Origin of the sequence: Streptomyces radicis (assembly GCF_003626575.1) — a bacterium.
Classification (GTDB): domain Bacteria; phylum Actinomycetota; class Actinomycetes; order Streptomycetales; family Streptomycetaceae; genus Streptomyces; species Streptomyces radicis.
Genome location: NZ_RBDY01000026.1, coordinates 1 through 23,102, shown reverse-complemented (window position 1 = coordinate 23,102; position 23,102 = coordinate 1). Strand labels below are relative to the sequence as shown.

23 protein-coding genes and 1 pseudogene are annotated in these 23,102 nt (G+C 72.2%); 15 read left to right on the top strand and 9 right to left on the bottom strand.

The features are described 5' to 3' along the window. Positions 1 to 248: 248 nt before the first annotated feature. The 4 genes from D7318_RS25200 to D7318_RS25185 are packed head-to-tail and all read left to right on the top strand — an operon-like array spanning position 249 to position 3,715. Positions 249 to 1,124, top strand: coding sequence for an ABC transporter permease (locus D7318_RS25200; RefSeq protein WP_120699499.1), 876 nt, complete (start codon positions 249 to 251; stop codon positions 1,122 to 1,124). Continuing rightward, positions 1,121 to 1,978, top strand: a complete 858-nt coding sequence (locus D7318_RS25195; protein ID WP_120699498.1) for an ABC transporter permease — start codon at positions 1,121 to 1,123, stop codon at positions 1,976 to 1,978. Before D7318_RS25200 ends, D7318_RS25195 begins: the two co-directional genes overlap by 4 nt. Continuing rightward, on the top strand, positions 1,971 to 2,738 hold the full coding sequence (locus tag D7318_RS25190) for an ABC transporter ATP-binding protein (protein ID WP_120699497.1): 768 nt from the start codon (positions 1,971 to 1,973) through the stop codon (positions 2,736 to 2,738). The genes D7318_RS25195 and D7318_RS25190 overlap by 8 nt, the downstream gene beginning before the upstream one ends. Next, on the top strand, positions 2,735 to 3,715 hold the full coding sequence (locus D7318_RS25185; RefSeq protein WP_120699496.1) for an ABC transporter substrate-binding protein: 981 nt from the start codon (positions 2,735 to 2,737) through the stop codon (positions 3,713 to 3,715). The genes D7318_RS25190 and D7318_RS25185 overlap by 4 nt, the downstream gene beginning before the upstream one ends. Here D7318_RS25185 and D7318_RS25180 read toward each other — a convergent pair. Beyond that, the gene (locus tag D7318_RS25180) at positions 3,691 to 4,137 is read right to left on the bottom strand and encodes a GNAT family N-acetyltransferase (RefSeq protein WP_120699558.1); all 447 of its coding nucleotides are present in this window, start codon (positions 4,135 to 4,137) and stop codon (positions 3,691 to 3,693) included. The genes D7318_RS25185 and D7318_RS25180 overlap by 25 nt on opposite strands. A 685-nt stretch (positions 4,138 to 4,822) precedes the next feature. Here D7318_RS25180 and D7318_RS25175 point away from each other — a divergent pair. From D7318_RS25175 to D7318_RS25165, 3 genes are all read left to right on the top strand, one after another. Further along, complete coding sequence (locus D7318_RS25175; RefSeq protein WP_120699495.1) at positions 4,823 to 6,196, top strand: helix-turn-helix domain-containing protein; 1,374 nt, start codon at positions 4,823 to 4,825, stop codon at positions 6,194 to 6,196. Positions 6,197 to 6,918: 722 nt separating this feature from the next. Further along, on the top strand, positions 6,919 to 7,863 hold the full coding sequence (locus tag D7318_RS25170) for a GH25 family lysozyme (RefSeq protein WP_120699494.1): 945 nt from the start codon (positions 6,919 to 6,921) through the stop codon (positions 7,861 to 7,863). A 139-nt stretch (positions 7,864 to 8,002) separates the two neighbouring features. Next, entirely contained in the window at positions 8,003 to 8,707 is a 705-nt protein-coding gene (locus D7318_RS25165) for a peptidoglycan recognition protein family protein (RefSeq protein WP_408055531.1), read from the top strand. Between the two features lie 36 nt (positions 8,708 to 8,743). On the opposite strand, the gene D7318_RS25160 is transcribed toward D7318_RS25165, so the two are convergent. From D7318_RS25160 to pcrA, 6 genes are all read right to left on the bottom strand, one after another. Beyond that, positions 8,744 to 9,514: an IclR family transcriptional regulator gene (locus D7318_RS25160; RefSeq protein WP_120699493.1), complete on the bottom strand. Its 771-nt coding sequence runs from the start codon at positions 9,512 to 9,514 to the stop codon at positions 8,744 to 8,746. A 76-nt stretch (positions 9,515 to 9,590) separates the two neighbouring features. Further along, positions 9,591 to 10,475: a fumarylacetoacetate hydrolase family protein gene (locus D7318_RS25155; RefSeq protein WP_120699492.1), complete on the bottom strand. Its 885-nt coding sequence runs from the start codon at positions 10,473 to 10,475 to the stop codon at positions 9,591 to 9,593. Further along, positions 10,472 to 11,593: a cupin domain-containing protein gene (locus tag D7318_RS25150; RefSeq protein WP_120699491.1), complete on the bottom strand. Its 1,122-nt coding sequence runs from the start codon at positions 11,591 to 11,593 to the stop codon at positions 10,472 to 10,474. Before D7318_RS25150 ends, D7318_RS25155 begins: the two co-directional genes overlap by 4 nt. Before the next feature lie 52 nt (positions 11,594 to 11,645). Next, positions 11,646 to 12,932, bottom strand: a complete 1,287-nt coding sequence (locus tag D7318_RS25145; protein WP_120699490.1) for an FAD-dependent oxidoreductase — start codon at positions 12,930 to 12,932, stop codon at positions 11,646 to 11,648. A 183-nt stretch (positions 12,933 to 13,115) separates the two neighbouring features. After that, positions 13,116 to 13,793, bottom strand: a complete 678-nt coding sequence (locus tag D7318_RS25140; RefSeq protein ID WP_120699489.1) for a hypothetical protein — start codon at positions 13,791 to 13,793, stop codon at positions 13,116 to 13,118. A gap of 227 nt (positions 13,794 to 14,020) precedes the next feature. Beyond that, on the bottom strand, positions 14,021 to 16,462 hold the full coding sequence (gene pcrA / locus D7318_RS25135) for a DNA helicase PcrA (protein WP_120699488.1): 2,442 nt from the start codon (positions 16,460 to 16,462) through the stop codon (positions 14,021 to 14,023). A 55-nt stretch (positions 16,463 to 16,517) separates the two neighbouring features. Between pcrA and D7318_RS25130 the strand changes: the two genes are divergently transcribed. From D7318_RS25130 to D7318_RS25095, 8 genes are all read left to right on the top strand, one after another. Then, positions 16,518 to 17,123 (top strand): DUF1707 SHOCT-like domain-containing protein, encoded by a 606-nt coding sequence (locus D7318_RS25130; protein WP_120699487.1) that lies wholly within the window; start codon positions 16,518 to 16,520, stop codon positions 17,121 to 17,123. 90 nt (positions 17,124 to 17,213) lie between these two features. Next, positions 17,214 to 17,609, top strand: coding sequence for a winged helix-turn-helix transcriptional regulator (locus D7318_RS25125; RefSeq protein WP_120699486.1), 396 nt, complete (start codon positions 17,214 to 17,216; stop codon positions 17,607 to 17,609). Between the two features lie 579 nt (positions 17,610 to 18,188). Continuing rightward, positions 18,189 to 19,415 (top strand): helix-turn-helix domain-containing protein, encoded by a 1,227-nt coding sequence (locus D7318_RS34665; RefSeq protein WP_120699485.1) that lies wholly within the window; start codon positions 18,189 to 18,191, stop codon positions 19,413 to 19,415. A 120-nt stretch (positions 19,416 to 19,535) separates the two neighbouring features. Beyond that, positions 19,536 to 19,721, top strand: coding sequence for a hypothetical protein (locus D7318_RS25115; protein WP_120699484.1), 186 nt, complete (start codon positions 19,536 to 19,538; stop codon positions 19,719 to 19,721). Further along, positions 19,718 to 20,122, top strand: a complete 405-nt coding sequence (locus D7318_RS25110; protein ID WP_147437817.1) for a hypothetical protein — start codon at positions 19,718 to 19,720, stop codon at positions 20,120 to 20,122. The genes D7318_RS25115 and D7318_RS25110 overlap by 4 nt, the downstream gene beginning before the upstream one ends. Further along, on the top strand, positions 20,119 to 20,391 hold the full coding sequence (locus D7318_RS25105; RefSeq protein ID WP_120699482.1) for a hypothetical protein: 273 nt from the start codon (positions 20,119 to 20,121) through the stop codon (positions 20,389 to 20,391). Before D7318_RS25110 ends, D7318_RS25105 begins: the two co-directional genes overlap by 4 nt. A gap of 301 nt (positions 20,392 to 20,692) precedes the next feature. Then, positions 20,693 to 21,028 (top strand): hypothetical protein, encoded by a 336-nt coding sequence (locus D7318_RS25100; RefSeq protein WP_120699481.1) that lies wholly within the window; start codon positions 20,693 to 20,695, stop codon positions 21,026 to 21,028. Further along, positions 21,025 to 21,297, top strand: a complete 273-nt coding sequence (locus D7318_RS25095; RefSeq protein WP_147437815.1) for a hypothetical protein — start codon at positions 21,025 to 21,027, stop codon at positions 21,295 to 21,297. Before D7318_RS25100 ends, D7318_RS25095 begins: the two co-directional genes overlap by 4 nt. Positions 21,298 to 21,551: 254 nt before the next feature. Here D7318_RS25095 and D7318_RS25090 read toward each other — a convergent pair. Further along, positions 21,552 to 21,755, bottom strand: a pseudogene (locus D7318_RS25090) (IS481 family transposase); the annotation flags it as partial. Between the two features lie 132 nt (positions 21,756 to 21,887). Continuing rightward, positions 21,888 to 22,856 carry an SDR family NAD(P)-dependent oxidoreductase gene (locus D7318_RS25085; RefSeq protein WP_120699479.1) on the bottom strand — a complete coding sequence of 323 codons (969 nt, stop codon included), beginning with the start codon at positions 22,854 to 22,856 and terminating at the stop codon, positions 21,888 to 21,890. Positions 22,857 to 23,102 lie beyond the last annotated feature (246 nt).

Below are 23,102 nucleotides of genomic sequence, written 5' to 3'. Positions count from 1 at the left end.
CCCTGAGTGCGCCGACACCCCTGAGTGCGCCGACGGCACCGTACGGCCCGGGCCGCCGCGGCATGGCCTCACACCGAAATCGTCCCGCGTTCGACCGGGCCGAGGCACCCTTCCCCCACTTTTTCTTATAGAGGGAAATTCCTCCACCTGTATTGCTCTGTGCGGAATAAGACCGTAGCTTGCCCACAACCCGCGATCGAGCACAAAGGAGTCTCCATGAGCAGGTCCGAACCTACCCCTTCCACCTCATGAGCCTCGAAGGGGTCCAAACGGTCGGAAGCGCTCGGCGACGGACGGCTCGGACCGCGGACGGGCTCCCCGAGGGCAGGGTCAGACGCGCGCTCGGCAGCCGCCGGATCCGCGACCTGGGCCTGAAGGTCACGGGCGTGCTCACCGTCCTGGTGGCGCTCGAGCTGTGCGCGCGCCTTGGCGTGCTCTCCCGCGACTGGTTCCCGCCGATGACCGACACCTATGTCGAGCTGGCCAAGCTGGCGTTCGGCCACCCGCTGTGGACGGAGATCGGCCGCACGCTCAGCGGCTGGGCGCTCGGGATCGGCCTGGCCGCGCTGCTCGCCATCCCGATCGGCGTCCTGCTCGGCTCGAACCGCACCGCCTACCGCCTGTCGCGGGTGGTCATCGAGTTCTGCCGCCCGGTGCCATCGGTGGCGCTGATCCCGCTGGCCGTCCTGGTCTACGGCGTCGGCCTGGAGATGAAGGTCTTCCTGATCGTCTTTGTCACCTTCTGGCCGATCCTGCTCCAGGTGATCTACGGCGTTCAGGATGTCGACCCGCTCGTGTACGACACGGCCCGCAGCTACGGGCTGCCGCCCCGGGCGCGTTTCTTCCGCATCACGCTCCCCAGCGCCGCCCCCTACATCGCGACCGGGCTGCGCATCGCCTCGGCCATCGCGCTCGTGCTCGCCGTCACCGCCGAGCTGGTGGTGGGCGCCCCCGGGCTCGGCCAGTCCATCGTGGTCGCCCAGTCCAACGCCAACCTCCCCCGCATGTACGCCCTGATCATCGTCACCGGGCTGGTCGGCTGGGCGCTCAACACCGCGTTCCAGGCGATCGAACGCCGCCTCCTGCGGTGGCACCCGTCCCAGCGCGCGGAGGTGGCCTCATGAGCGCCGTCACCCGCGCGCCCCGGAAGGGAACGGGCCGCCGCGCCCTTGGCCTGCTGCTCGAACTCGCCCTGCCCGCAGCCCTGTTGATCGGCTATGGCCTCTGGTCGCACCGGGCGCAGAGCTTCTACTTCCCGCCGCTCGGCGAGATCCTGGAGTACTTCGGCGAGCTGTGGCTGTTCGACCGCGTCGGCAGCGACCTGGTGCCCAGCCTGCTGCGCATGCTCGCCGGGTACGCCGTCTCCGTCGTCCTCGGCGTCGCCCTCGGCCTGCTGCTCGGCATGTCCCGCCTGCTGCGCACCGCGGCCGAGCCGGTGGTGGAGTTCCTGAGGGCGCTCCCGGCGCCCGCGCTGATCCCGTTCGCGCTGCTCATGTTCGGCGCGGGCGACGGCTCGAAGGTCTTCGTCATCGTGCTCGGCGCGCTCTGGCCGATCCTGCTCAACACGATCGACGGCGTGCGCGGCGTCGACACCCAGCAGCTCGACATGGCGCGCTCCTACCGGATCCCGCTGGCCGCGCGGATCGCCCACATCATCCTGCCGGGCGCGAGCCCCCGCATCTTCGCCGGGATGCGCACGAGCCTCGCCATCGCGATCATCCTCATGGTCGTCTCCGAGATGGTCGCGAGCAGCAACGGCCTCGGCTACTTCGTCCTGGAGCAGCAGCGCTCGTTCGCCATCCCCGAGATGTGGACCGGCATCATCCTGCTCGGCGTCCTCGGCTATGTCCTCAACTGGCTGTTCCTCAGGGTGGAACGCCGCGTGCTCGCGTGGCACCGCGGCGCCCGCGGCCTGAGCGCCGAGACAGCGACCCCCGCCCCTTCCACCCCTTCGTCGACGGAGAAGACCGATGCTTGAAGTCGCCAACCTGCGGAAGGTCTACGGCCCCGACCCGCACGCCGCACCCGCCGTGGCCGATCTGACGTTCACCGTCGCCGACCGCGAGTTCGTCTGCATCCTCGGCTCGTCGGGGTGCGGCAAGACGACGATGCTGCGCTGCCTCTCGGGCCTGATCCCGTCCACCTCGGGGCACATCAGCCTGCGCGGCAAGCCGGTCACGGGGCCGCCCGATGACATGGCGTTCGTCTTCCAGGACTACAGCCGCTCGCTGCTGCCGTGGATGACCGTGCGCCGCAACGTCGCGTTCCCGCTGCGTTACAAGGGTGTCGACCGCCGCGAGGCCGAGGCGTTGACGGACGAGGCGCTCGACGCGGTGGGGCTCGCGGGGCGCGGCGACCGTTACCCGTGGCAGCTCTCCGGCGGCATGCAGCAGCGCGTGGCGATCGCCCGCGCGCTGGCGTACCGGCCGAGCATCCTGCTGATGGACGAGCCGTTCGCTTCGGTCGACGCGCAGACCCGCTCGGGGCTCGAGGACCTGCTGCTCGGCGTGTGGGAGCGGTACGGGATCACCGTCCTGTTCGTCACCCACGACATCGACGAGGCCGTCTACCTCGCCGACCGCGTCCTGGTGCTGCGGCCACCGGCGAACGTCGGCCACGAGGTCACCGTCAACCTGCCGCGCGGCCGCGACCAGGTGGAGACCAAGGCGCACCCGGAGTTCGGCAGGCTGCGCGGCGAGCTGTTCGCCGCGCTCGACGGCGGGCCGGTGGCGGCGTGAGGGGGCGGCGCGCGTCGGCGCTGATCGCCGGGCTGCTCGCGCTGCTGTCAACCGCGGCGTGCACCGACTACGGCGGCGACCTGTCGGGCGCGGGCGTCTCGGGCGGCGGCGAAGGCGACACCCTGGTCGTCTCGGAGACGGCGGGCACCCCGGCGTCGTTCCTCGCCTACGGCATCCGCGAGGGCTACTTCGAGGAGCAGGGCCTCAACGTCGAGCTGAGCCCATCGGCGGGCGGCGCCAGCGTCATCCCCGCGCTGCTGAGCGGCGACATCGATGTCGCCGGGTCGAACGCGGTGTCCGCGCTGATCGCGATGGGCCGCCGGATGCCGATCGAGATGATCGCGGCGGGCACCAGCACGTCGGAGTCCCCCGACGACGACTTCTCGTCGCTCATGGTCCCCGAGGACAGCCCGATCGAGTCGGCCGCCGACCTGGACGGCGGGCGCATCGCGGTCAACACCCTCCAGAACATCAACGACATCGTGATCCACGCCGTCCTGGCCGAGGCGGGCCTGGACAACGACGACGTGTCGTTCGTCGAGATGCCCTTCCCCGACATGCCCGCGGCGATCGAACGCGGCGACGTGGACGCGGGGTTGCTGATCGAGCCGTTCGCGACGGTCGGCGCGTCCCAGGGCCTGCGCGCGATCGCCCGCCCGTACACGACGGCCATGCCGAGCCTCCAGATCGGCACGTATCTGATGACATCGGACAGGGTCGCCGAGGACCCGGAAACGGCGGCGGCGTTCCGCGCGGGCGTCACGGCGACGGCCGAGGCGATCGCGGCCGACCCCGAGGCGTTCCGCGAGGCGCTGCCCGAGATCAGCGACCTGGCCCCCGAGTTGGCCTCCCGGATGGACCTCCCGGTCTGGCGCGGCACGACGGACCGCGCGTCGATCGAGAGGATCCACGCGACGATGCGGGAGATCGGCCTCACGGAGTCGGACCTCGACTACGAGGAGGCGGTGGCGGAGTAGGGCCCGCCCCGGCCCCGGATGTCGGCGGGCACGGCGTCCATCAGCAGCTCGTCGCAGGGGTGGCCGTCCCAGGACCCGGAGTCGCGGCGACGGCCGATGAGGCGGAAGCCCGCCGCCTCGTAGGCGCGGATGGCCGGGACATTGGGGGCGAGAACCGTCAGGAGGACGTTGCGCAGGGCGGCCGTCTCGAATCCGTGCCGGACGACAAGCCGCGTGGCCACCGCCGCGAGCCCTCTGCCTCGGCCCTCCGCGCCGAGGCAGAGGAAGAACTCGGCGGTGCGCAGGGCGTGATCGACCGCGAGGGTGGCCATGCCGATGGGCCCCGGCCTCCCGTCGCCGAAGAGGTACAGGGTGCGGTGGATGTTGCCCCCGCCCAACTGCGCCTCGAGCCCGGCCGCCCGCTCCTCGCGCCCGACGGCCATGGCCAGGGTGGTGGAATCCAGACCCCCGGAGAGATCGCACGTCGGGGCGGCGGCCGGGATCACGCGGCAGGTGACGGCCCGGAGCAACGCACGGCCAAGTCGTTCGGCCGCCACCGGGGCGGTGGCGCTCGGGTGGGGGCGCCACGGAGCGCCTGCTCGCGGAGGGCGGTGCCCACGGCGCGCGACCAGGAGTGGCAGTGGGCCGGGGCCACCCACCTGCCAGAGTGGCAACGGCCCTCCATGGACCATCGTGGCCAAGGCCGGAACGGGAGTCGGTCCGGTGGGCCGATCAGGAACGAATCCGCCGACGGCGTGGGGAACGAACACGGTGAGACTCCTCTCCAGGACAACGGAAATGGCCCCCGAAGGGCGACGCGTCAGGTTGCGGCGCGCCGCCCTCGGGAGTCCGGTGGCTCAGCGCGTGGCCGGGAGATAGGCGTACACCTTCCGCTTGTTCTCGCTTCCTGAGCCGCTACCGCCCAGGGTCAGGGCACCGGCCAGGCCCACGCGGAACCGTCCGCTCGCCGCGCCCTCAGAAGACCCCACCGGCCACCCGCCGCGGCAGGAGCACCGCCGTCGCATGCAAGGGACTTGCACATCGTGCAAAGCGCCCTCCCGCCGCCGTGCCACGCCCGCTACGGTGACCCCCGCGGAGCGGTGCGGATCGAGCGGCGACGGGGCGGGCATGAGCACAGGCAACCGGCACAGCCCGGCTACGTCGACCCCCGGGGAGATCGTGCGCACCACCCGGCTCGCACAGGGGCTGACCCTGGCTCAGCTCGGCGCCCTCACCGGTTACTCCGCCGCTCAGGTCTCCCGCTATGAACGTGGGATCACACCGTTGACCGACATCGGCGTGCTGCGTGCCTTCGCCGACGCCCTGCGCCTGCCACCCGCCGCTCTCGGCCTGGCCGCCACCACCGCTCCTGTCGTACGCCGCCCACGGGCACGGCGAGGGGATGTGGCCCGGCCCACGGGCCTGCCCGCGTCTATCGTGACCGGCGGACCACGGCACCACAGCGAGGAGGATCCGGTGCGGCGGCGGCAACTCCTCTCCGGCCTGGCGGTCACCGCGGCAGCGACCACCGGCGCTCGCCTACCCGGCGCTACCGAGCAAGCACCCCTCGGTGACGTCATGGTGGCCCGCCTTCGGGACGCCATGCTGGGCATCGGCTCCGCCAGCGTCATTCCGCCCGGTCACCTTCGCACCGAACTCGACCGTGCCACCGCCGACTTCGACGCCTGTCGCTACGCCCAGCTCGGTGTTCGCCTGCCCAGGCTGATCACCAGTGGCCATGCGTACCTGCCCGATGCCCAGCAGCCCACCGACCACGCCGCGCTCGCCGAGGTCTACCTGCTGGCCACCCGGCTACTCATCAAGCTCGACGAGCAGGAACTCGGCTGGATGGCGGCCGACCGCGCTCGTAGCCTCGCCGATTCCGGCGACCGTGTACTCACCCGCGGCGAAGCGTCACGGACCCTGGCCGTCCTCGCCCGGCGGGCGGGCTGGCACCGCGAGGCCATGACGATCGCTCTGGCCGCCGCGGATGATGCCGACCTGAGGCGAACCGGGGCCGCCGGTGAAGCCGAACGCGGCCTGCTGATCCAGTCCGCCGCGTACACCGCGGCCCGCGCGGGCGATCAACGGGGCATGCGAGAACTCACCGACGAGGCCGCCGCCCTCGCCCGGCGCATGCGCGGGCCGCTTCTGCGGGCCCACGGTGGGGGGTTCAGCTCAGCAACCGTGACGCTGCACCGCATCTCCGCCGAGAACTCCCTCGGCGACCCCACCGCAGCACTGGCCGCCGCCCGTACCGTTGCCCCGGCAGCACTGCCCACCGTCGAACGACGCGCCCGCTATTACACCGATCTCGCCACCGCGTTCGGCCAGTTGGGCCGCCGGGAGGAGTGCGTCCGCGCGCTGCTCGGCGCCGAGCACCACGCACCGGAGGAAACGCATGCACGCCCCGCCGTGCGAGCGCTTCTGTCCGGTCTGCTGATCTCCGGCCGCACCACCCCGGACCTCCGCGGCCTGGCCGCGCGCTGCGGTATCCGCTGAGACACTGATGTGTGGTGACTCTGTGCGTCGGGTGACCGGCCGTCCCGACCACCGGGAGAACGGCCGCCGACGAGGGACGCGGCCGCGCCCGTTCGGCGAACGGCCCCAGACACAGGCCGACCGGTGACCGCGACGACCGCCACCCACCACCCTCCCTCCCGTAGGCGCCATCCCTGACCCGCACCGGAAACGGAACAAGCCACCGCGGCAGGCGGCCCGCACCACCGGACCCTCCGTAGCCGCGCCCTCCGGAACGACCCCCGCACCGAGCGCTCCTCCACAAGCGCGCACGAAACCCCTCCACACCGCGTCCACCACCCGTTCATCCGGCCGCCCCCGCACCACGGCGAACGCGCCCGCGCGGCCAGGCACTTCGCGGAAGCGACCGTTCCGCCCATGACCCGACCCGCCGTGCCCAAGCGGGCCGCGGGCCACCCGTTCCTGGCGCAACCATGTGACGCGAGGGGCGTTCGTCGCATACGAACCGACCGTCAGTTCTCCTTCAGAACAGGAAAGTTATCGCCACCCTCACGCCATCACCCCAGGCCGTTCTCTTCTCCACAGGACTGGACCATAGAGGGCACCCGAACCCCCTTCACATCGAAGGGGTCTACGTGCGTCACTCAGTGACGTGACCGCGTCAAAGCGCTGCTGAACGTCCTCCGCGGACACCCGAGCGACGTCTGTCCCCACCATCTCCCGCGACGTGCCAGGAGGCAGTCATGCTTTCCCGCCGTTCCTCCGCCCGCTCCCGAGCCCGCTGGCGCTCCGCCACGCTGGCCGGTGTGCTCGGCGCCCTCTTCGCCCTGCTGCTCGCCACCCCGCACACGGCCGCCGCCTCGTCACCGGCGGCCCAGGAAACGGCGGCCCCTGCGGCGGACCCCACGCCGCTCGGTGACGCGGACCCCGTGCCCGACGAGATAGGCGACATCGAGGAGGGCGAGGCGTTCATGGGCGCCGGGACGCTCATCCACGAAGGCCCCGCCGCCGAGGGCCAGTTCATCGCGCCGTTCGACACCAGCGGCGTGCAGGGCATCGACGTCTCGCACTGGCAGGGCTCCATCAACTGGGGCTCGGTGCGCGGCTTCGGGATCCAGTTCGCCTGGATGAAGGCGACCGAGGGCACCAGCTTCAGGGACTCCTCGTTCAACACCAACTACCCGGCCGCCCACGCCGCCGGGGTCATCAGGGGCGCCTACCACTTCGCCAGGCCCAATGTGTCGAGCGGCGCGGTGCAGGCCAACTACTTCGCGTCCAACGGCGGCGCCTGGTCGCGCGACAACCTGACGCTGCCCGGTGTGCTCGACATCGAGGCCAACCCCTACGGCGCCTCGTGCTACGGCCTGTCCCAGACCGCGATGCGCAACTGGATCACCGACTTCTACAACACGTACAAGGCGCGCACCACCCGCGACGTCGTGATCTACACGAGCCCCGGCTGGTGGAACTCCTGCACCGGCAGCTGGAACGGGATGGCCTCGCGCTCCCCGCTGTGGGTCGCGCACTGGACGACGGGCAGCCCGACGCTTCCCGGCGGCTTCGGCGTCTGGACGGCGTGGCAGTACACCTCGACCGGCTCGGTCTCCGGGGTCTCGGGGAACGTTGACCGGAACAAGTTCAACGGGTCGCGCGACCGTCTCCTGGCGCTGGCCAACAACACCGCCTGATCCGCGCCCCGTTCGGCACCGCCCTCCGGCACCACCACCCCCCGGCACCACATCCCTCGCACCGCACTCCGGTGGAGCCGACCGGTCGACGCGCCGGTCGGCTCCTCCCGTCCCCCACGTCGCCACACGAGGAGTCACCGTGTCCCACGACCACGCGTTCCGCCGCCGCATGCTCTTCGCCGGCGCGGCCGGGCTCGCCGCCGCGACCGCCCTACCCGTCGCCGCCCACACGGCCGCCGCGTCCCAGGGCGCTCAGGCCGGTCAGGGCGGTCAGGCCGGTCAGGGCGCCCGGGTCGTCCAGCCCGCCATCGACACCACGGCGCAGTGGGGCGCGCGCCCGCCGGACGGCACGATCTCCCTCGTGCGGCGCCGCCCCGCCGCGCTCGTCGTCCACCACACGGTGAGCGCCAACACCTCGGACTTCTCCCGCGCGCAGGCGCACAGCCACGCCCGCTGGGTCCAGGCGTTGCACCAGGACGACAACGGCTGGGTGGACACCGGCTACAACTTCGTGGTCTCGCGCGGCGGTTACCTCACCGAGGGCCGCCACCGCAGCCTGGAGACGCTGCTCGGCGGCACGGAGTTCGTGCTGGGCGCGCACACCTCGGGGGCCAACGACTTCGCCATCGGCATCTCCAACGAGGGCGCCTACCACGACGGCGCGGTGCCCCCGGCCGCGCAGTGGGCGTCGCTCGTGCGGCTGTGCGCCTACGCGGCCGCGCAGTACGCGATCCCGGCGACCGAGATCTATGGGCACAAGGACTTCGGGAACACGCTGTGCCCCGGCGTCTTCCACGACATGCTGCCGCAGCTGCGCGACGAGGTCGCCGCGGCCCTCGGCTGAGCCCGGCGCGACGCGATCAGCCCCGGCGCGACGCGATCAGCCCTGGCGCAGCCGGTCCTGGAGCGCGTCGCGCGCCGCGAGCAGGTCGTCGGCCAGCTTGCGGGCGTCGGCGCGCACGGTCAGGCGCAGGGCGGGGACGACCACGGCGATCGAGGCCAACGGCGTCTCCGCCCGGTCGCGCAGCACGGCCGCCACCGCGCTGATGCCGCGTTCGCCCTCCTCCATGTTCACCGCGTAGCCGAGGCGGCGGACCTCGTCGAGCTCGGCCTCGAGGGCGGGCCAGTCGGTCACGGAGTTCTCGGTGCGGGTGGCCAGCTCGTGGCCCGCGAAGCGGCGGGACAGCTCGGCCTCGGGCATCGCGGCCAGGATCGCCTTGCCCGCGGCGGTGCAGTGCGCGGGCATGACCACGCCCGTGCGGTCCCCGACGCGGACGGCCCGCGGGCTCTCGACGCAGTCGATGAAGCGGACGTTCCGCCCTTCGAGCAGGGAGAGGCTGACCGTCTCCTGCGTGCGGTCGCGCACGTCCTCGATGACGGGCCGCGCGACCTGCCTGATGTCCACGCGCCCGATGGCGGCCAGGCCGATCTCGCCGAGGACGGGCCCGGGGCGGTAGGCGCCGTTGGGCTTCTCCTGGAGGACGAAGCCGCGCCGGCGCAGCGCGTTGAGCAGGCGGTGGGCGGTGGAGGGCGCGACACCGAGCTCCACCGCCGCGTCCGAGACGCGCAACGCCTGCCGCTCCCCGATCAGCTCGAGGAGCCGCAGGGCGTTGTCCACCGAGCTGGTGACCCCGGGGCCGTTATTCGACATGGAGGAATGCTAGCGCACACCTTTTCCATCGGACCCGCGCCGTCGGGACCCGCTCGGCCCACCCGTGCCCGCCCGCTCAGCCCCGGCGCACGTCGAGGGCCAGCTCGCCGATCCCGCCGATCCAGGAGCGGAGCGTGTCACCCGGCTCGATCGGGCCGACCCCTGGCGGCGCCCCGGTGAAGATCAGGTCGCCCGGCAGCAGGGTCATCATGCGCGACGCGTACGACACGATCGCGGGAACGGGCGTGAGCAGGTCGGCGGCGCGCACGTCCTGCCGCTTCTCACCGTTGACGTCGAGCCGGATCTCCAGGCCCGCGGGGTCGCCGATCTCGTCGGCGGTGACCAGGAGCGGGCCCAGCGGGCTGAACGTGTCGTAGCTCTTGCGCCGCGAGCGGTCCGCCGCGCTGCGCACGGTGATGTCGAGGCCGAGCGTGTAGCCGAAGACGTGGTCGAGCGCGGACTCCTCGGGGATGTCGGTGCCGCCCTCGCCCACCACGATGACCAGCTCGGACTCGTGGTGGATCTCCTGGCCCGCGGCCACGATCTCCTCGGGCAGCACGATCGCGTCGCGGGGGCCCGAGAGCGAGGAGGGCGCCTTGAGGAAGACGTCGAAGTTCATCATCCACGACTCGACGCCGCCCAGCGTGCGCTCCTGCACGTCGTGCATCTCGGCGACGTGGTCGGCGTAGTTGCAGGCGCACGCGATGATCTTGCTGGGGTTGAGCGCGGGGGCGTGCAGGGCGACGGAGTCGAGCGGGCGCGCCTCGCCCGTGCGCGCCGCGTCGGCGAGCCCCTCGCGCAGCCGCGGGTAGTCCCTGGCCAGCGCGCGCCACCAGCCCGCGGTCAGCGGGTCGGGGTCGTGCGGGCGGCCGAGCGCGTCGGTGACGTCGACCACCACGGGCCCGTTCGCCGCCTCATCGACCACGCCGAGCCTGTGGTCGTCGAACAGCGCCAGCTTCATCGTGTGAACCCCTCAGGATCGAAGACGCCCGTGACCTCCTGCGGCCCGGGAAGCGTTTCCTCGCGGTACAGGCCCAGCGCGCGCAGCACCGGGGCGTCGCCGATGCCGAACAGGTCGGCGCCGCCCGCCGACGCGTGCTCGGCCGCAGACCAGGACGGCACGACGAACATGTCGCCCGCGCGCCAGTCGAACCGCCGCCCTTCGATGACGCTGTGGCCCTCGCCGCGGAAGACGACGAAGATCGTGTTGCCGCTGCGGCGCACCGGCCGCGACGCCCCGCCCCTGACGATCCGGTGCATCGCGCAGGCCAACGTGGGCAGAACGCTCGCGCCCGAGTGCGGATTGGTGAACTCGACGCTCACCAGCGGTCGTTCACCCTGGGCGGCGAGCGCGGTGAGCCGCTCGTCCGTCGCCTCCCAGCGGTAGATCAGCAACGGCGAGGGCGTCGGGTCGAGCGGCCCCGTCACCACGCCCTCGACCATGGTGCGCCCCGCCGAGGGCCCGCCGTCGGCGGCGAAGGCGGCCTCGGAACGGTTGTGCGGGCCGACGATCGGCTGGTTCAGCTCGGGGTGCTGCTCGAAGAAGACGGCGTCGAGCGCCTCCACCATCGGCAGGTCGAGGCCGTCGAACCAGAACATGTTCCCCTCGCCCCCGTTGGCGTGGTCGTGCCACGCGCCGCCCGGGGTCAGCACGAGGTCGCCAGGGCGCATGTCGCACGCGTCGCCGTCGACCGTGGTCCACACGCCCTCGCCCTCGATGACGAACCGGATCGCGCCCGGCGTGTGCCGGTGCGCGGGCGCGGTCTCGCGCGGGCCGAGGCACTGGAGCGCGCCCCACAGCGTGCCGGCGGCGTAGGGGCGGCCGCCGAGCCCGGGGTTGGTCAGCGACAGGACGCGCCGCTCGCCGCCGCGCTCGACGGGGACGAGGCGGATGGCGCGCTCGGCCAGCGGGCGCATCACCGAGGCGGGCCACAGCCAGGGCACGGCCTTGGGCCGCGGCGTCGGCGTGAGCAGCTGCTCGGTGATGGTCCACAGCGGGCGCAGCCCGGCCGCGTCGATGTCCGCGTAGAGGGAGCGCAACTCCGCTTCCTCGACCACGGGTTCATGGACGGTGGACATGAGGCCTCCAGTTCGGTTGCGCGGTCGACGATCACCGGTCATGGGTGGACGGTCAGTGGACGGGCGCCGGGGTCTGGGACGCGGCGGGCTGCCCAGGGGGGAGGCCGACGCCGAAGCGGCGCACGCTCTCCAGGAGCGACGCGCGCCGCATGTACGCGCGGGCGCGCTCCGGGTCGGCGGCCGTGGCGCGCATCTCGGCGTGCGCGGCGCGGCGGCGTTCCTCGTCGGCCTCGCGCAGCCGCTGCGTGTTGCGCTGGGTGTCGGCCTGGACGTACTCGACGGCGATGCGGTGGCGGACGTCGGCGAACGCCGCCAGCTCGGCCTCGGCCCCCGCGGCCGATGTGCCGTCGGCGATCCTGGCGATGCGGCGGGCGAGGTCGATGGCGTCGTGGATGCCGCTGTTGAGCCCCACGCCGCCCATCGGGCTGTTGATGTGCGCGGCGTCGCCGACGAGCAGGACGTCGCCGACGCGGAAGCGCTCGGCCACGCGCTGGTGCACGCGGTAGAGCTGCCGGTCGATGATCGGGTAGCCGGGCGCCCAGGGGGCGACGCCCTGGAGCTGGCGCTGGAGCGTGGGCTCGGCCGTCGCCTCCTCCTCGCTCTGGTCCGCGGGCACGGGCCAGACGGCGCGCCAGGACTCGGGGGTGCGCAGCAGGAACAGCCACTCGTGCGGGTCCGCGATGTAGTTGACCTCGGCGATGCCGGGCAGCGCCTCGGCGAGGTCGACGCTGGTGCTGGCGATGAGGAAGCGCTCGGGGTAGGTGAAGCCCTCGAACTCCACGCCCGACGCGCGCCGCACGGTGCTGCCCGCGCCGTCCGCGCCGATGACATACGCGCCGTGCAGGACGCGCGTGCCGTCCGGCGTCTCCGCGGTGACCGAGGCGCCGCCGCCTGGCTCCTGCCTGACCTCGGTGACGCGGGTGCCGAACAGCAGCTCCACCTCGGGGGTGTTGCCGAGCCGCTCGTGCAGCATGCGCACCAAGTGCTGCTGGTTGAGCTGGAGCCGGTAGGGATAGGGCGTCTCGTCGGCGAGGAGCGAGAAGTCGAACTCCGCGACCAGGCCCGCCCTTCGGTCGCGGAAGTGGTACACGGGCACGACCAGGCCCTCCGCGTGCATCCGGTCGGCGACGCCGAGCTCGGCGAGCAGCTCCAGGGTCGCCGCGTGGAAGGTCGAGGCGCGCCAGTCGGTCTTCGGCACCTCCTCGGCCTCGATCAGCACCGTCGGCACGCCGAGGCGCGCGAGCGAGGCGGCGGCCACCATGCCGACCGGGCCGCCTCCGACGACGATGACCGGCTTGTCGACCGGCTTGTTCGAGAGTCCACGGTGAAGTCCTGGCATGCGGCCAACATCTCACACGTTCCGCAGAAGTGAAAGAAGTGTCGAATCATTTCCGCTATGGCGAAAAAGTCGGGCCATCTCAGGTCGGCGGCAGGGCATGCGAAAGCCCGCCGCCCCTCCACACCGGACGGCGTGAGGGGCGGCGGGCTGTGACGCGGGGGCGGCTCTGACGCGGGGGCGGCTCTACCGCACGCGACGGGCGACGGCCTGCGTGATGCCGATGGCGGCGGCCGGTGCCAGCAGCAGGAAGATCCAGTTGATCGCTTCGTTCGTCTCCTGCCACAGATCCCACAGGTTGCTGAACTCGACGGTGAAGATCTTGAACGCGCTCCAGTCGGTGCCCGAGTACTCGGCCAGGATCATGGCCGTGCCGTACAGCTCGCCGAAGATCGCGGCCGCGAGCGCGAGCACGCCGCCCAGGATGTAGACGCCCCAGTTGTTCCGCGCGAGGAACGCGGGGCCCACGCCGACCGCGGCGCCGATCGCCAGCGCCACATAGCTGATCTGCCGGACCTCGCCGGTGTTCTCGTCGAACATCGCGTCGTAGATGAACGCGTAGAGAAAGCCCATCACCAACGCGGCGCCCACCGCCGCGAGAATGGCCAACGCGACGTTGGTCGGCGGGCCACCGCCGGGCGGGGGCGGCGGGAAGCCGCCACCGGGGGCGCCCCACGGCTGCGGCTGGCCCGGAGGCTGCGGCTGCGCGGGCGGGTAGCCGTAACCCTGCTGCGGCGGCTGACCGTACGGCTGCTGGGGCGGCTGCGGCTGACCGTACGGGTTGGGCTGCTGGCCGAACCCACCGGGCTGCTGCGGCTGCTGACCGTAGCCCCCGTCCGGCTGTTGCTGCCAGGGCTGGCTCATTGGGGTTCCCCCTGGGGTTTTTGAAACTCTCGCTGATATGTGCGGTCGGTACTCCGAGAAGAAAGCTGCTGGAGTACGAACAACGCCGCACGCAGCTAATCGCCCCCGAGGGCACCACCACAAGCCCTGTCCCCACACTGTGACATACCGGGAACAGCAGGGCCTGTCCTTCCGGGCCCCCCACCTGCTCCCGTGGACCCGAAAGGCGTCACCCTACCCGCCCGCCGTCAGAGCTTCTCCACCGGGGCGTACCGCAGCAGCAGCCGCTTGGGCTTCTCGCCGCCGAAGTCGATCGTGGCCTCCGCCCGGTCGCCCGCCCCCGTCACGGAGACGACCGTGCCCATGCCGAAGCTGTCGTGGGTGACCCGGTCCCCCGGCGAAAGCGATACCACGGGGCGGTCCTTCATACGGCCCGTGGCGAACCCGCCCGCGCCGCGCCGCGCCCGCGTCCCGGTCGCCAGCACCGACGAGGCCGCGCTCGGCGGCTGGTGCGACGACGCGGCGGCGCCGGTGCGGCGCCAGTCGACGAACTCCTCGGGGATCTCGTCGAGGAAGCGCGACGGGGGGTTGTGCTGCGGCTGCCCCCACGCGCTGCGCAGCACGGACCGCGTGAGGTAGAGCCGTTGCCGCGCCCGGGTGATCCCCACATAGGCGAGCCGCCGCTCCTCCTCGAGCTCCTTGGTCTTGCCGAGCGACCGCATGTGCGGGAAGACCCCGTCCTCCATGCCGGTGAGGAACACCACGGGGAATTCGAGACCCTTGGCGGTGTGCAGGGTCATCAGCGTGATCACGCCGTCGCCCTCGTCGTCGGGGATCTCGTCGGAGTCGGCGACGAGCGCCACCTGTTCGAGGAAGTCGGCCAGCGTCCCCGGATTCTCCTCGCCCCGGTCCTGCTCGAACTCCAGGGCCACGGCGGCGAGCTCCTGGAGGTTCTCCACCCGGGTCTCGTCCTGCGGATCGGTCGACGCCTGCAACTCCGCCAGATACCCCGTCCGTTCGAGCACGGCCTCGAGCACGGTCGCCGGGCCCGCGCCCGACTCGACGACGGTCCGCAGCTCCTCGAGCAGCGCGTTGAACCGCTTGATCGCGTTCGCCGAGCGGGCCGCCATCCCGTACGCCTCGTCCACGCGGCGCAGCGCCTGCGCGAACGAGATCCGCTCGCGCAGCGCCAGCGCCTCGAGCATCGCCTCGGCGCGGTCGCCGATGCCGCGCTTGGGAACGTTGAGGACGCGGCGCAGCGGAACGGTGTCCTCGGGGTTGGCGAGCACCCGCAGATAGGCCAGCACGTCGCGGACCTCGCGGCGCTCGTAGAAGCGGACGCCGCCGACCACCTTGTACGGCAGCCCGACGCGGATGAACACCTCCTCGAAGACGCGGGACTGCGCGTTCGTCCGGTAGAACACGGCCACGTCCCCCGCGCGCGCGTCGCCCGCGTCCGAGAGCCGGTCGATCTCGTCGGCCGTGAACTGCGCCTCGTCGTGCTCGGTGTCGGCGACATAGCCGATGATCCGGGCGCCCGCGCCCTCGTTGGTCCACAGGCTCTTGGGGCGGCGGTCCTCGTTGCGCGCGATGACGGCGTTGGCGGCGGACAGGATCGTCTGCGTCGAGCGGTAGTTCTGCTCGAGGAGCAGCGTGCGCGCGTCGGGGAAGTCCTGCTCGAACTGGAGGATGTTGCGGATGGTCGCGCCGCGGAACGCGTAGATCGACTGGTCCGCGTCGCCCACGACGCACAGCTCGGCGGGCTCGCCCTCGGTCGGCGCGGCCACCAGCAGCCGGATCAGCGTGTACTGCGCGATGTTGGTGTCCTGGTACTCGTCGACCAGGACATGCCTGAACCGCCGCCGGTAGTGCTCGGCGACATCGGGGAACGCGTCGAGCAGGTGGACGGTGGTCATGATGATGTCGTCGAAGTCCAGCGCGTTGGCCTCGCGAAGCCGCGACTGGTACAGCGCGTACGCCTCGGCGAGGGTCTTCTCGAACCCGTCCCCCCCGGCCGCCTGCGCGGCGAAGTCCTCGGCGTCGATCAGCTCGTTCTTGAGGTTGGAGACCTTCGCGCTGAACGACTTGGGCGGGAACCGCTTGGGGTCGAGGTCCAGATCCCGGCACACCAGCGCCATCAGCCGCTTGGAGTCGGCGGCGTCGTAGATGGAGAAGCTGGAGGTGAAGCCGAGCAGCTTGCTCTCGCGGCGCAGAATGCGGACGCACGCGCTGTGGAACGTCATGACCCACATGGCGTTCGCCCGCGGCCCCACCAGCTCGGTGACGCGCTCCTTCATCTCGCCCGCGGCCTTGTTGGTGAACGTGATCGCCAGGATCTGCCCCGGGTGCGCGGAGCGGGCGCCGAGCAGGTGGGCGATGCGGTGGGTGAGCACGCGCGTCTTGCCCGAGCCCGCGCCCGCCACGATCAGCAGCGGCCCGCCACTGTGGGTGACGGCGGCGCGCTGCTGCTCGTTGAGGCCTTCGAGCAGGGAGCCGGGGTCGACGAGTGGCTTGCGCGCGCCGTTCCGGTAGAAGACCTCTTCGTCTGCCGCCCGCGGCTCGGCGAACGTCCCCTCGAACAGGTCGTCCGGCACCGCCTCTGGCGGCGCCTCCCATGGCTCGGGGGAGGGCTCGGGCGGCGGCTCGGGTCCGAGGTCCGCCAGCGCGTTGTCATCGAAAAGGCCGCTCATCGCCCCCAAGTCTAGGCCGGTCCTGTGGCGCGGTGGCTCGGCTATCGTGAGGCACATGACATCCAAGCCGCGCCCGCGGGCGGAGTTGCGTGTCTCGCACGAGGAGAGGGAGGCCGTCGCCGAGCGGCTGCGGGAGGCGGCGGGTGACGGCAGGATCGACCTGGCCGAGCTGGACGAGCGGCTCGAACGCGCGTTGACCGCCAAGACCTACGGCGACCTCGAGCCCCTGACCGCCGACCTCCCCGACAACCGCCCCCCTGCCCCGCCGCCGGGGCCGCCCGCCGAGGTGCGCGGCGGCCTCAACGGCGCCGAGCGCGTCGGCCGCTGGCAGGTCCCGGCGAAGCTGATCGCCCGCGGCCACCTGGGCGGCGTGAAGATCGACTACACGCGCGCGGAGTGCCCCTGGTCCGAGACGGAGCTCGAGGCGCACGGCGACATGGGCGGCGTGACGGTGGTGGTCCCGATCGGCTGGCGCGTGGACACGACGGGCGTGGAGCCCGGCATGGGCGGCCTGAAGGACAAGACGGCGGACAGCCCCCACGCGCCTGGCACGCCCCTGCTCAAGGTCACGGGCGGCGGAGGCATGTCGGGCATCACGGTCCGCCACCCGAACCGCTGGGAACGCCGCAAGCTGCGTGCGCTGCGCGGCGATTCGGGGTAGGGCGGCCAGGGTAGCCGCTTCCAGCGCTGTCGCGAGGCTTTCCCCGGGTAAGGAACCACCTCGCGGTAAGCCGAACGGTAGGGTGCGGGCATGGGGACGCGGGCGGAGAGCGGGACGGACGAGCGGCGCGGGGTGTTCGACGGCGACTGCCCGGCCCGTTCGGTGCTCGACCATGTGACCAGCCGCTGGGGGGTGTTGATCCTGTGCGCGCTGCACGAGGGGCCGTTGCGCTTCTCCCAGCTGCGCGACGGGATCGGCGGCATCAGCGAGAAGATGCTGTCGCAGAGCCTCCGCGTCCTGGCCCGCGACGGCCTCCTCACGCGCGAGGTCAGGCCGGTCGTCCCGGTCAGGGTGAGCTACGCGCTCACCCCGGTGGGCCGCGAGCTGTCGGTGCCGCTGCGCGCGACGCTCGACGTGATCGCCGCGCGCCTGCCGGACATCCAGCGCGCCTGGGAACGGACGGACGAGCAGCGGGCGAACGGCTAGTGCCGCGTCAGTCAGGGTTGCCCGTACAGGAGCGGCGTCCGGTGGGTCACATCTTCGTAGGGGCGGTTCCCGGTCCGGGGTCTCTGACCTGGCTTGGTGTGGGTCGCACATGCCCACGCGGGTGGCCGGAGAGGCTTTGGGCGGGAGCTGCGGTGGGGCGAGAGAGCGGAGGCCCGTACGCTGGCCAGCGGATCGGGCGGGCTCCTGGCCTGCCCACAACAGCCCGGTTGGGCCCCGCTCCGGAGGCTCGCGCCAAACCGGCCGCCCCTGCCGCGCCGTATGCCGCCCGCCCCAGCCACGTCAACGGCCGTAGGAGGACCCTGTGAGCGACGGGGTGCTGACGGGGTTTTCCCGTGATCAATCCCGGTAGCTCAGAATCGGCTCCAGGGTCCCTCCGGCGCACTCAGGGCAAGGCACCTCTCCTCCGCTGAACACGCCCCCGCACGCGAACCTTCTTCGGGCCGCGGGCTGGGGCGCTTCGTCATGCCTGGGGGTGAGTGCCCTCGGTCGCTGCGCGCACAGCAAATCCCCGTCCTATGCTGGCAAGTGACTAGCTGACCAGATAGGACGGGGTTCGACATGCCCGACTCTACCGTGCCCGGCGACCGCCTGCGAGAGATCCGGCTCCTGCGTGGCCTCACCCAAGAGGACCTGGCCGAGCGCTCCGGCCTCAGCCTGCCCACCGTGAAGAAGATCGAGCAAGGCGGCTCGGCCCGGATCGAGACGTACCACGCGCTCGCCCGCGGGCTTCGTATTCGCACGAGCCAGCTGTTCGAGCCGGGTGACCAGCCGTCTCGCCGCGATCACGCCGACGATGACCGGATCGATCTCCTCCCGATGCGGAAGGCCGTCGCCCCAGCGCTCGGCCCCGGCGGGCACCTCCACGTGGAAACCGTGGAGATCGAGCCCGACCTGGATCAACTGCGCGCGACCGCACGCGCCTTGGACGAGGCGTACCACCGCGACGACTACGTCACCACCTCCCGTCTACTGCCGCCGCTGATCCGGTCCGCGCACACCGCCGTCGCCCACTTCGACGGGGGCCCGCAGCATGTGGACGCGTTGCGGCTGCGCTCGGATGCGCTCCAGCAGGCGGGCAGGTTGTTGACGCAGATCAGGGTGTACGACCTGGCTCAGATGGCGTTGCGGGACGCGATGCGTGACTCGGCGGCGGCCGGGGACGTGCTCGCCGAGGCTGCGGCCGTCGATCTCCAGGGCTGGGCGCTGGTGCGTCAGGCGCGGCTGGATGAGGCGGAAGGGGTGGCGCTGGCGACGGCGGAGGCGATCGAGCCGCGGCTGTCCCGGGCGAGCAGGGATGAGCTGGCGGTGTGGGGGCGGCTGTTGGTGCGGGCGTCCGGTGCGGCGGCGAGGAACAACCGGCCTGCCGAGGCGCGGGACATCCTCCATGTGGCGCGGGCGGCGGGTTCGGCGCTGGGGCAGCGAACTGGGGGCGCCGGATACAAGTCCGGTGCGTTCAACCAGCTGAGCGCCGCATATCAGGCGATCGAGAACCACATGATCGCGGACCGTCCCGACAGGGTGTTGGGGATGTCCGAGCGGATCGCGGCGGCGGACGCCTCTACGTCGAACACGCGGCACCGGCATTTGCTGGATGTCGCGCGCGCGCACGTGGCGCTGCGTCAGGACGGCGACGCGGAGGACATCTTGGATGCGCTGCATGAGGAGTCCCCGGATTGGCTGCGGCATCAGCAGATGGCGTCGGAGGTGTTCGCTGATCTGCTGCGGAAGCGGAAGCGGTTGACGGGTCGTCAGCGGCGTCTGGCGCAGTTCTTCGCCGCAGCGTAGGGGATACGCAGCGTATCCCTTAGGGCATCCTAGGGTGACGAAGGAATACGCCTCGCGCCTGTAGCAAGACTGTCACCCCCCGTAGTTTCTGGGGTACTTCCTCCCCCCAAGGAGTACCCCATGAAGACGCGCAGCAAGGCGCCTGAGCATCTGCCGCCCGCGCCGCCGCCGTTGTCCGATGACGAGCCGATGACGGTGATCGTGGGGCGGGAGTGTCCGCCCGCGATGCCGCTTGATCTGTGTCTCGGCTGCCCGGAGCGGGTGCGCGACCGCGCCGCCCACGTGGATTCGGGTGGTCGGTCGTGACGGAGCGCTGCGCGTCGTGCGGGACGACGATGCCGCCGCTGGTCGTGGTGGCGGTGCACCATGCCGGGTCGGGTGGCGGGTGGACGCATCGCGCGTGCGCGAGCTGCCTGGCGCGCGAGCGGCTGATCCCGCTCGCCTTCCACCCGCTGCGCCACGACGGGACACGCCTGCCCTATCCGGAGATCGTTCCGGGTGAACTGGTGGCCACCCTGGCGCCGTTGGGCGAGTCCCCCGTGCTCGCCGCCCCGATCGGTCGGCTGCTGGCCGCCGTGGCCCGCACGAGGGACCGCACGCTCGACGCCGACCAGCGGCACGCGGCCCACGACGAGGCCCGCGCGGCCGTCGCGCGGCTGCGGGAGGCAGCTCGGCAGGGAAGCGGCACCGTTGGGGAGACGCGGTGAACGGCGCGATCGATTTCTCCCTCCGCGACCCCGACCACGGCAGGGACCAACCCGTCAACGGTCGCTGCTGGCTGGGCTGCGACCCCGAGACCCTTCAGCCGGTGGTCTGGATCGGGCCCGTCTCCATCGGGGGCCCGGTCGGGATCGCCACCGCGCCTGCCTACGCCTGCCCCCGGTGTGTGCGCCGCCTGTACGCCATGGCCCGCGCCGACGAGATCGAACGCGACCGCCCCGCCCACCTCGCCGAGCAGCCGCACCACCACCCCTGACCCCTGCCGTCACCCGTGAGGCCGCCCCACCGGAGAAGGCACGGCGCGGGTGGCGGCAGGCCCAGGCCCGCCCGGCTCACGACCGGGCGGACATCCCCGGAGCCGCTTCCTCCTCTGCGCGCCCCGGGGCACCCGCCCGCCCCGTCCTGGTCACGACCGGGGCGGGCGGCCAGTCCTTGTCCATCACGATGACCTTCCGGAGTCCGCCATCTTCTGGCCATTCCTCTTCTGGCCCCCGACCCGGCCCCACCCCTCACACATCCCCCGGCCCACCCGCTGGCGACGCCGCCCGCGTCGGCGGATGCCCGCGACCGACAGCGTGCACCGCGTCCAGGCCACCCCGAGAACCATCCTCACCGGGGACGTACTGACCATCGGTGACCGCCACTTCAAGGTCATCACCCGCACCCGCGTCCACGGCGGGATCAAACTGGGGCTCACCTCGGGCCACCTGTTCGTCATGCCCCACCGCACCACCCTCACCATCTGGCGCGCCCACCCACCCGGCTTACGGCCCCGCTCCTTCTGGGAAACAGCCCTCCGCCAACCCCCGCCCACCCGGGCGGAAATCGTCGCCCAGACCGCCGTCGGCTGCGCCCTCGTCATCACCATCGCCCTGGCGGTGATCACACGATGAACCCCACCGGAATGGTCGCCATCGAGATCACCGCCGCCACGGTCAGGCTCGGCGACCAACTGGTCGTCGGAGGACGCCCCTACACCGTGTGCGACATGAGCGCGCTCGCCAGCGGCGGCAAGCTACTGCACTTCCACGGAGGCGAGTCGTTCCACATGGGCTGCTTCACCGTCCTGTGGGCCAGCCGCCACATCTCCCAACTCCCCGGCTTCATCGCGCCGCGCGCCAGACGTTACGCGGAGACGCGGCGCCAGCGCGCTACCCGATAGCGAAGGTCGACGACTCCCGACCCGCTGAGCGCCGGGGCGAGCGGCCACCCCTGATCCCCCCTGCCCGGGATGGCTGGCCTGGGCGGCCCGCCCTCGGCGGCGCCCGATCCCCTGCGTGCGCCCTCGGGGGCACCTGGCCCGGCACCCACTGCCTGGGGTGCCGGGCCACCCCGCCCCTCGGGCGCACGCCGCAGCAGGCGCGGCGCCGCAGGAAGCGGGGGGCGGGCGGCCAGAGCACCACCCACGTCCGGTGCTCGACGGATCACGGTGCCGGTGGGCCGGTCCAGCCAGGCCAGACGATGCAGACGGTGCCGGGTGAGGATGCGGTGGACGGTCGAGGCGGGAATGCCCAGGATCGGGCCGATGCGGGCCGGGCCGAGCTTGCGGGCCCTGCGCAGTTCGCACACCCGTGCCTCCACCACAGCCGGGGTGCGGTGAGGTGTCGTGCGTGGACGACTGCGGGCATGACGGTGGGACACGAAGACCTCCATGCGGTGCAGTCCTAGACAGCTCCACCACATCGGAGGTCTTCGCCATGATCAAGCCCCGACCACTGTGACCCCCGTCAACAACGCTCGTGATCAATACAACTAGACCCGGCTGGCCGCCGCCAGCTCCGCCGTCGACAGCTGCCACAGGCGTTCCGCCGCCCCGGGGTCGAGGGCGTGGTCCGCGACGCCCGCCCGCACGCCGTCCTCGTGGCGCGGCGCCTCGTTGCAGTCCTCGAAGTAGCGGCCGCCCACGCCCTCCAACGGCGGCCACGTGCCGAGCAGGACCGCCGTCGCCGCGCCCTGCTCAGGGGACTTGACGTGGTAATTCCCGCTGCGCATCGCCGCGTTGACCGCCTCCTGGTCCAGGTGCCTGGTCAGGCGCGTCTCCAGGACCGCGCCCGGGTGGCCCGCGTTGACCGTGATGCCGTCGTCCGCCCAGCGGCGCTGCGCCTCCACCGCGAACAGCACGTTCGCCGTCTTCGACTGCCCGTAGGCGGCCTCGGGGTCGTAGGGCCGGTCGCGGAAGTGGATGTCGTCGAAGTGGACGCCGCTGCGCAGGTGCCCGACCGAGGTGACCGCGACGACCCGCGCCCCGCCGCCCGCGCCCCCGCCCGCGGCGGCCAGCGCGGGGTGCAGCCCCGTGGCGAGCGCGAAGTGGCCGAGGTGGTTCGTCGCGAACTGCGTCTCCCACCCCTCGGGCGTCCGCGTCTCGGGCGTCATCATCACGCCCGCGTTGTTGATCAGGATGTGCAACGACTCCCGCCACGCCGCGACGAAGTCCGCGACCGACGCCTGGTCGGCGAGGTCGAGGGGGAGCGCGCGCAGCCGGTCGTTGCCCGTGGTCGCCCTGATGTCCTCGATCACCCGCTCCCCCGCGCCCACGTCCCGCACCGCGAGCGTCACCTCGGCGCCCGCCCCGGCCAGCGCGCGGGCGGTCTCCACGCCGATGCCCGAGGTCGCGCCCGTGACGATCGCGCGGCGCCCGGTGAGGTCGATGTCGGCCACCACCTCGCGGGCGGTGGACTCGGCGTCGAACGGGGTGGTGACAAGGGTCGGTTCCTGGGTCATCGGCTGCCTCTCGACGGGTTTGCGCGGCTGTGCCCCCTCCTCCCCTCCGACCCTAGGACCGCACCGGGGAAACGGCTTGGGCCGCGCGGCCGTCCGGAGTACGGTCGCGGGCCGTCAACGGCCCTAGGGAGCGTATCGAGTCGTGATCAATCTGCGGGATTCTCCCTCACGGTGGGGCCTGGACCGGTAGATCTTCTTGCGTGACGCGAGTGCAACTGACGGACGACGAGTGGGAGTTCATCGGGC

What these genes read in the sequence shown, in the direction of transcription:
- D7318_RS25175 (WP_120699495.1), top strand. Translation starts at nt 4,823, where the DNA reads ATGAGCACAGGCAACCGGCACAGCCCGGCTACGTCGACCCCCGGGGAG.
- D7318_RS25150 (WP_120699491.1), bottom strand. Translation starts at nt 11,593, where the DNA reads ATGTCCACCGTCCATGAACCCGTGGTCGAGGAAGCGGAGTTGCGCTCC.
- D7318_RS25195 (WP_120699498.1), top strand. Translation starts at nt 1,121, where the DNA reads ATGAGCGCCGTCACCCGCGCGCCCCGGAAGGGAACGGGCCGCCGCGCC.
- D7318_RS25085 (WP_120699479.1), bottom strand. Translation starts at nt 22,856, where the DNA reads ATGACCCAGGAACCGACCCTTGTCACCACCCCGTTCGACGCCGAGTCC.
- D7318_RS25160 (WP_120699493.1), bottom strand. Translation starts at nt 9,514, where the DNA reads ATGTCGAATAACGGCCCCGGGGTCACCAGCTCGGTGGACAACGCCCTG.
- D7318_RS25145 (WP_120699490.1), bottom strand. Translation starts at nt 12,932, where the DNA reads ATGCCAGGACTTCACCGTGGACTCTCGAACAAGCCGGTCGACAAGCCG.
- D7318_RS25170 (WP_120699494.1), top strand. Translation starts at nt 6,919, where the DNA reads ATGCTTTCCCGCCGTTCCTCCGCCCGCTCCCGAGCCCGCTGGCGCTCC.
- D7318_RS25190 (WP_120699497.1), top strand. Translation starts at nt 1,971, where the DNA reads ATGCTTGAAGTCGCCAACCTGCGGAAGGTCTACGGCCCCGACCCGCAC.
- D7318_RS25125 (WP_120699486.1), top strand. Translation starts at nt 17,214, where the DNA reads ATGGGGACGCGGGCGGAGAGCGGGACGGACGAGCGGCGCGGGGTGTTC.
- D7318_RS25180 (WP_120699558.1), bottom strand. Translation starts at nt 4,137, where the DNA reads ATGGCCGTCGGGCGCGAGGAGCGGGCGGCCGGGCTCGAGGCGCAGTTG.
- D7318_RS25155 (WP_120699492.1), bottom strand. Translation starts at nt 10,475, where the DNA reads ATGAAGCTGGCGCTGTTCGACGACCACAGGCTCGGCGTGGTCGATGAG.
- D7318_RS25100 (WP_120699481.1), top strand. Translation starts at nt 20,693, where the DNA reads ATGCCCGCGACCGACAGCGTGCACCGCGTCCAGGCCACCCCGAGAACC.
- D7318_RS25115 (WP_120699484.1), top strand. Translation starts at nt 19,536, where the DNA reads ATGAAGACGCGCAGCAAGGCGCCTGAGCATCTGCCGCCCGCGCCGCCG.
- D7318_RS25130 (WP_120699487.1), top strand. Translation starts at nt 16,518, where the DNA reads ATGACATCCAAGCCGCGCCCGCGGGCGGAGTTGCGTGTCTCGCACGAG.
- pcrA (WP_120699488.1), bottom strand. Translation starts at nt 16,462, where the DNA reads ATGAGCGGCCTTTTCGATGACAACGCGCTGGCGGACCTCGGACCCGAG.
- D7318_RS34665 (WP_120699485.1), top strand. Translation starts at nt 18,189, where the DNA reads ATGCCCGACTCTACCGTGCCCGGCGACCGCCTGCGAGAGATCCGGCTC.
- D7318_RS25200 (WP_120699499.1), top strand. Translation starts at nt 249, where the DNA reads ATGAGCCTCGAAGGGGTCCAAACGGTCGGAAGCGCTCGGCGACGGACG.
- D7318_RS25095 (WP_147437815.1), top strand. Translation starts at nt 21,025, where the DNA reads ATGAACCCCACCGGAATGGTCGCCATCGAGATCACCGCCGCCACGGTC.
- D7318_RS25140 (WP_120699489.1), bottom strand. Translation starts at nt 13,793, where the DNA reads ATGAGCCAGCCCTGGCAGCAACAGCCGGACGGGGGCTACGGTCAGCAG.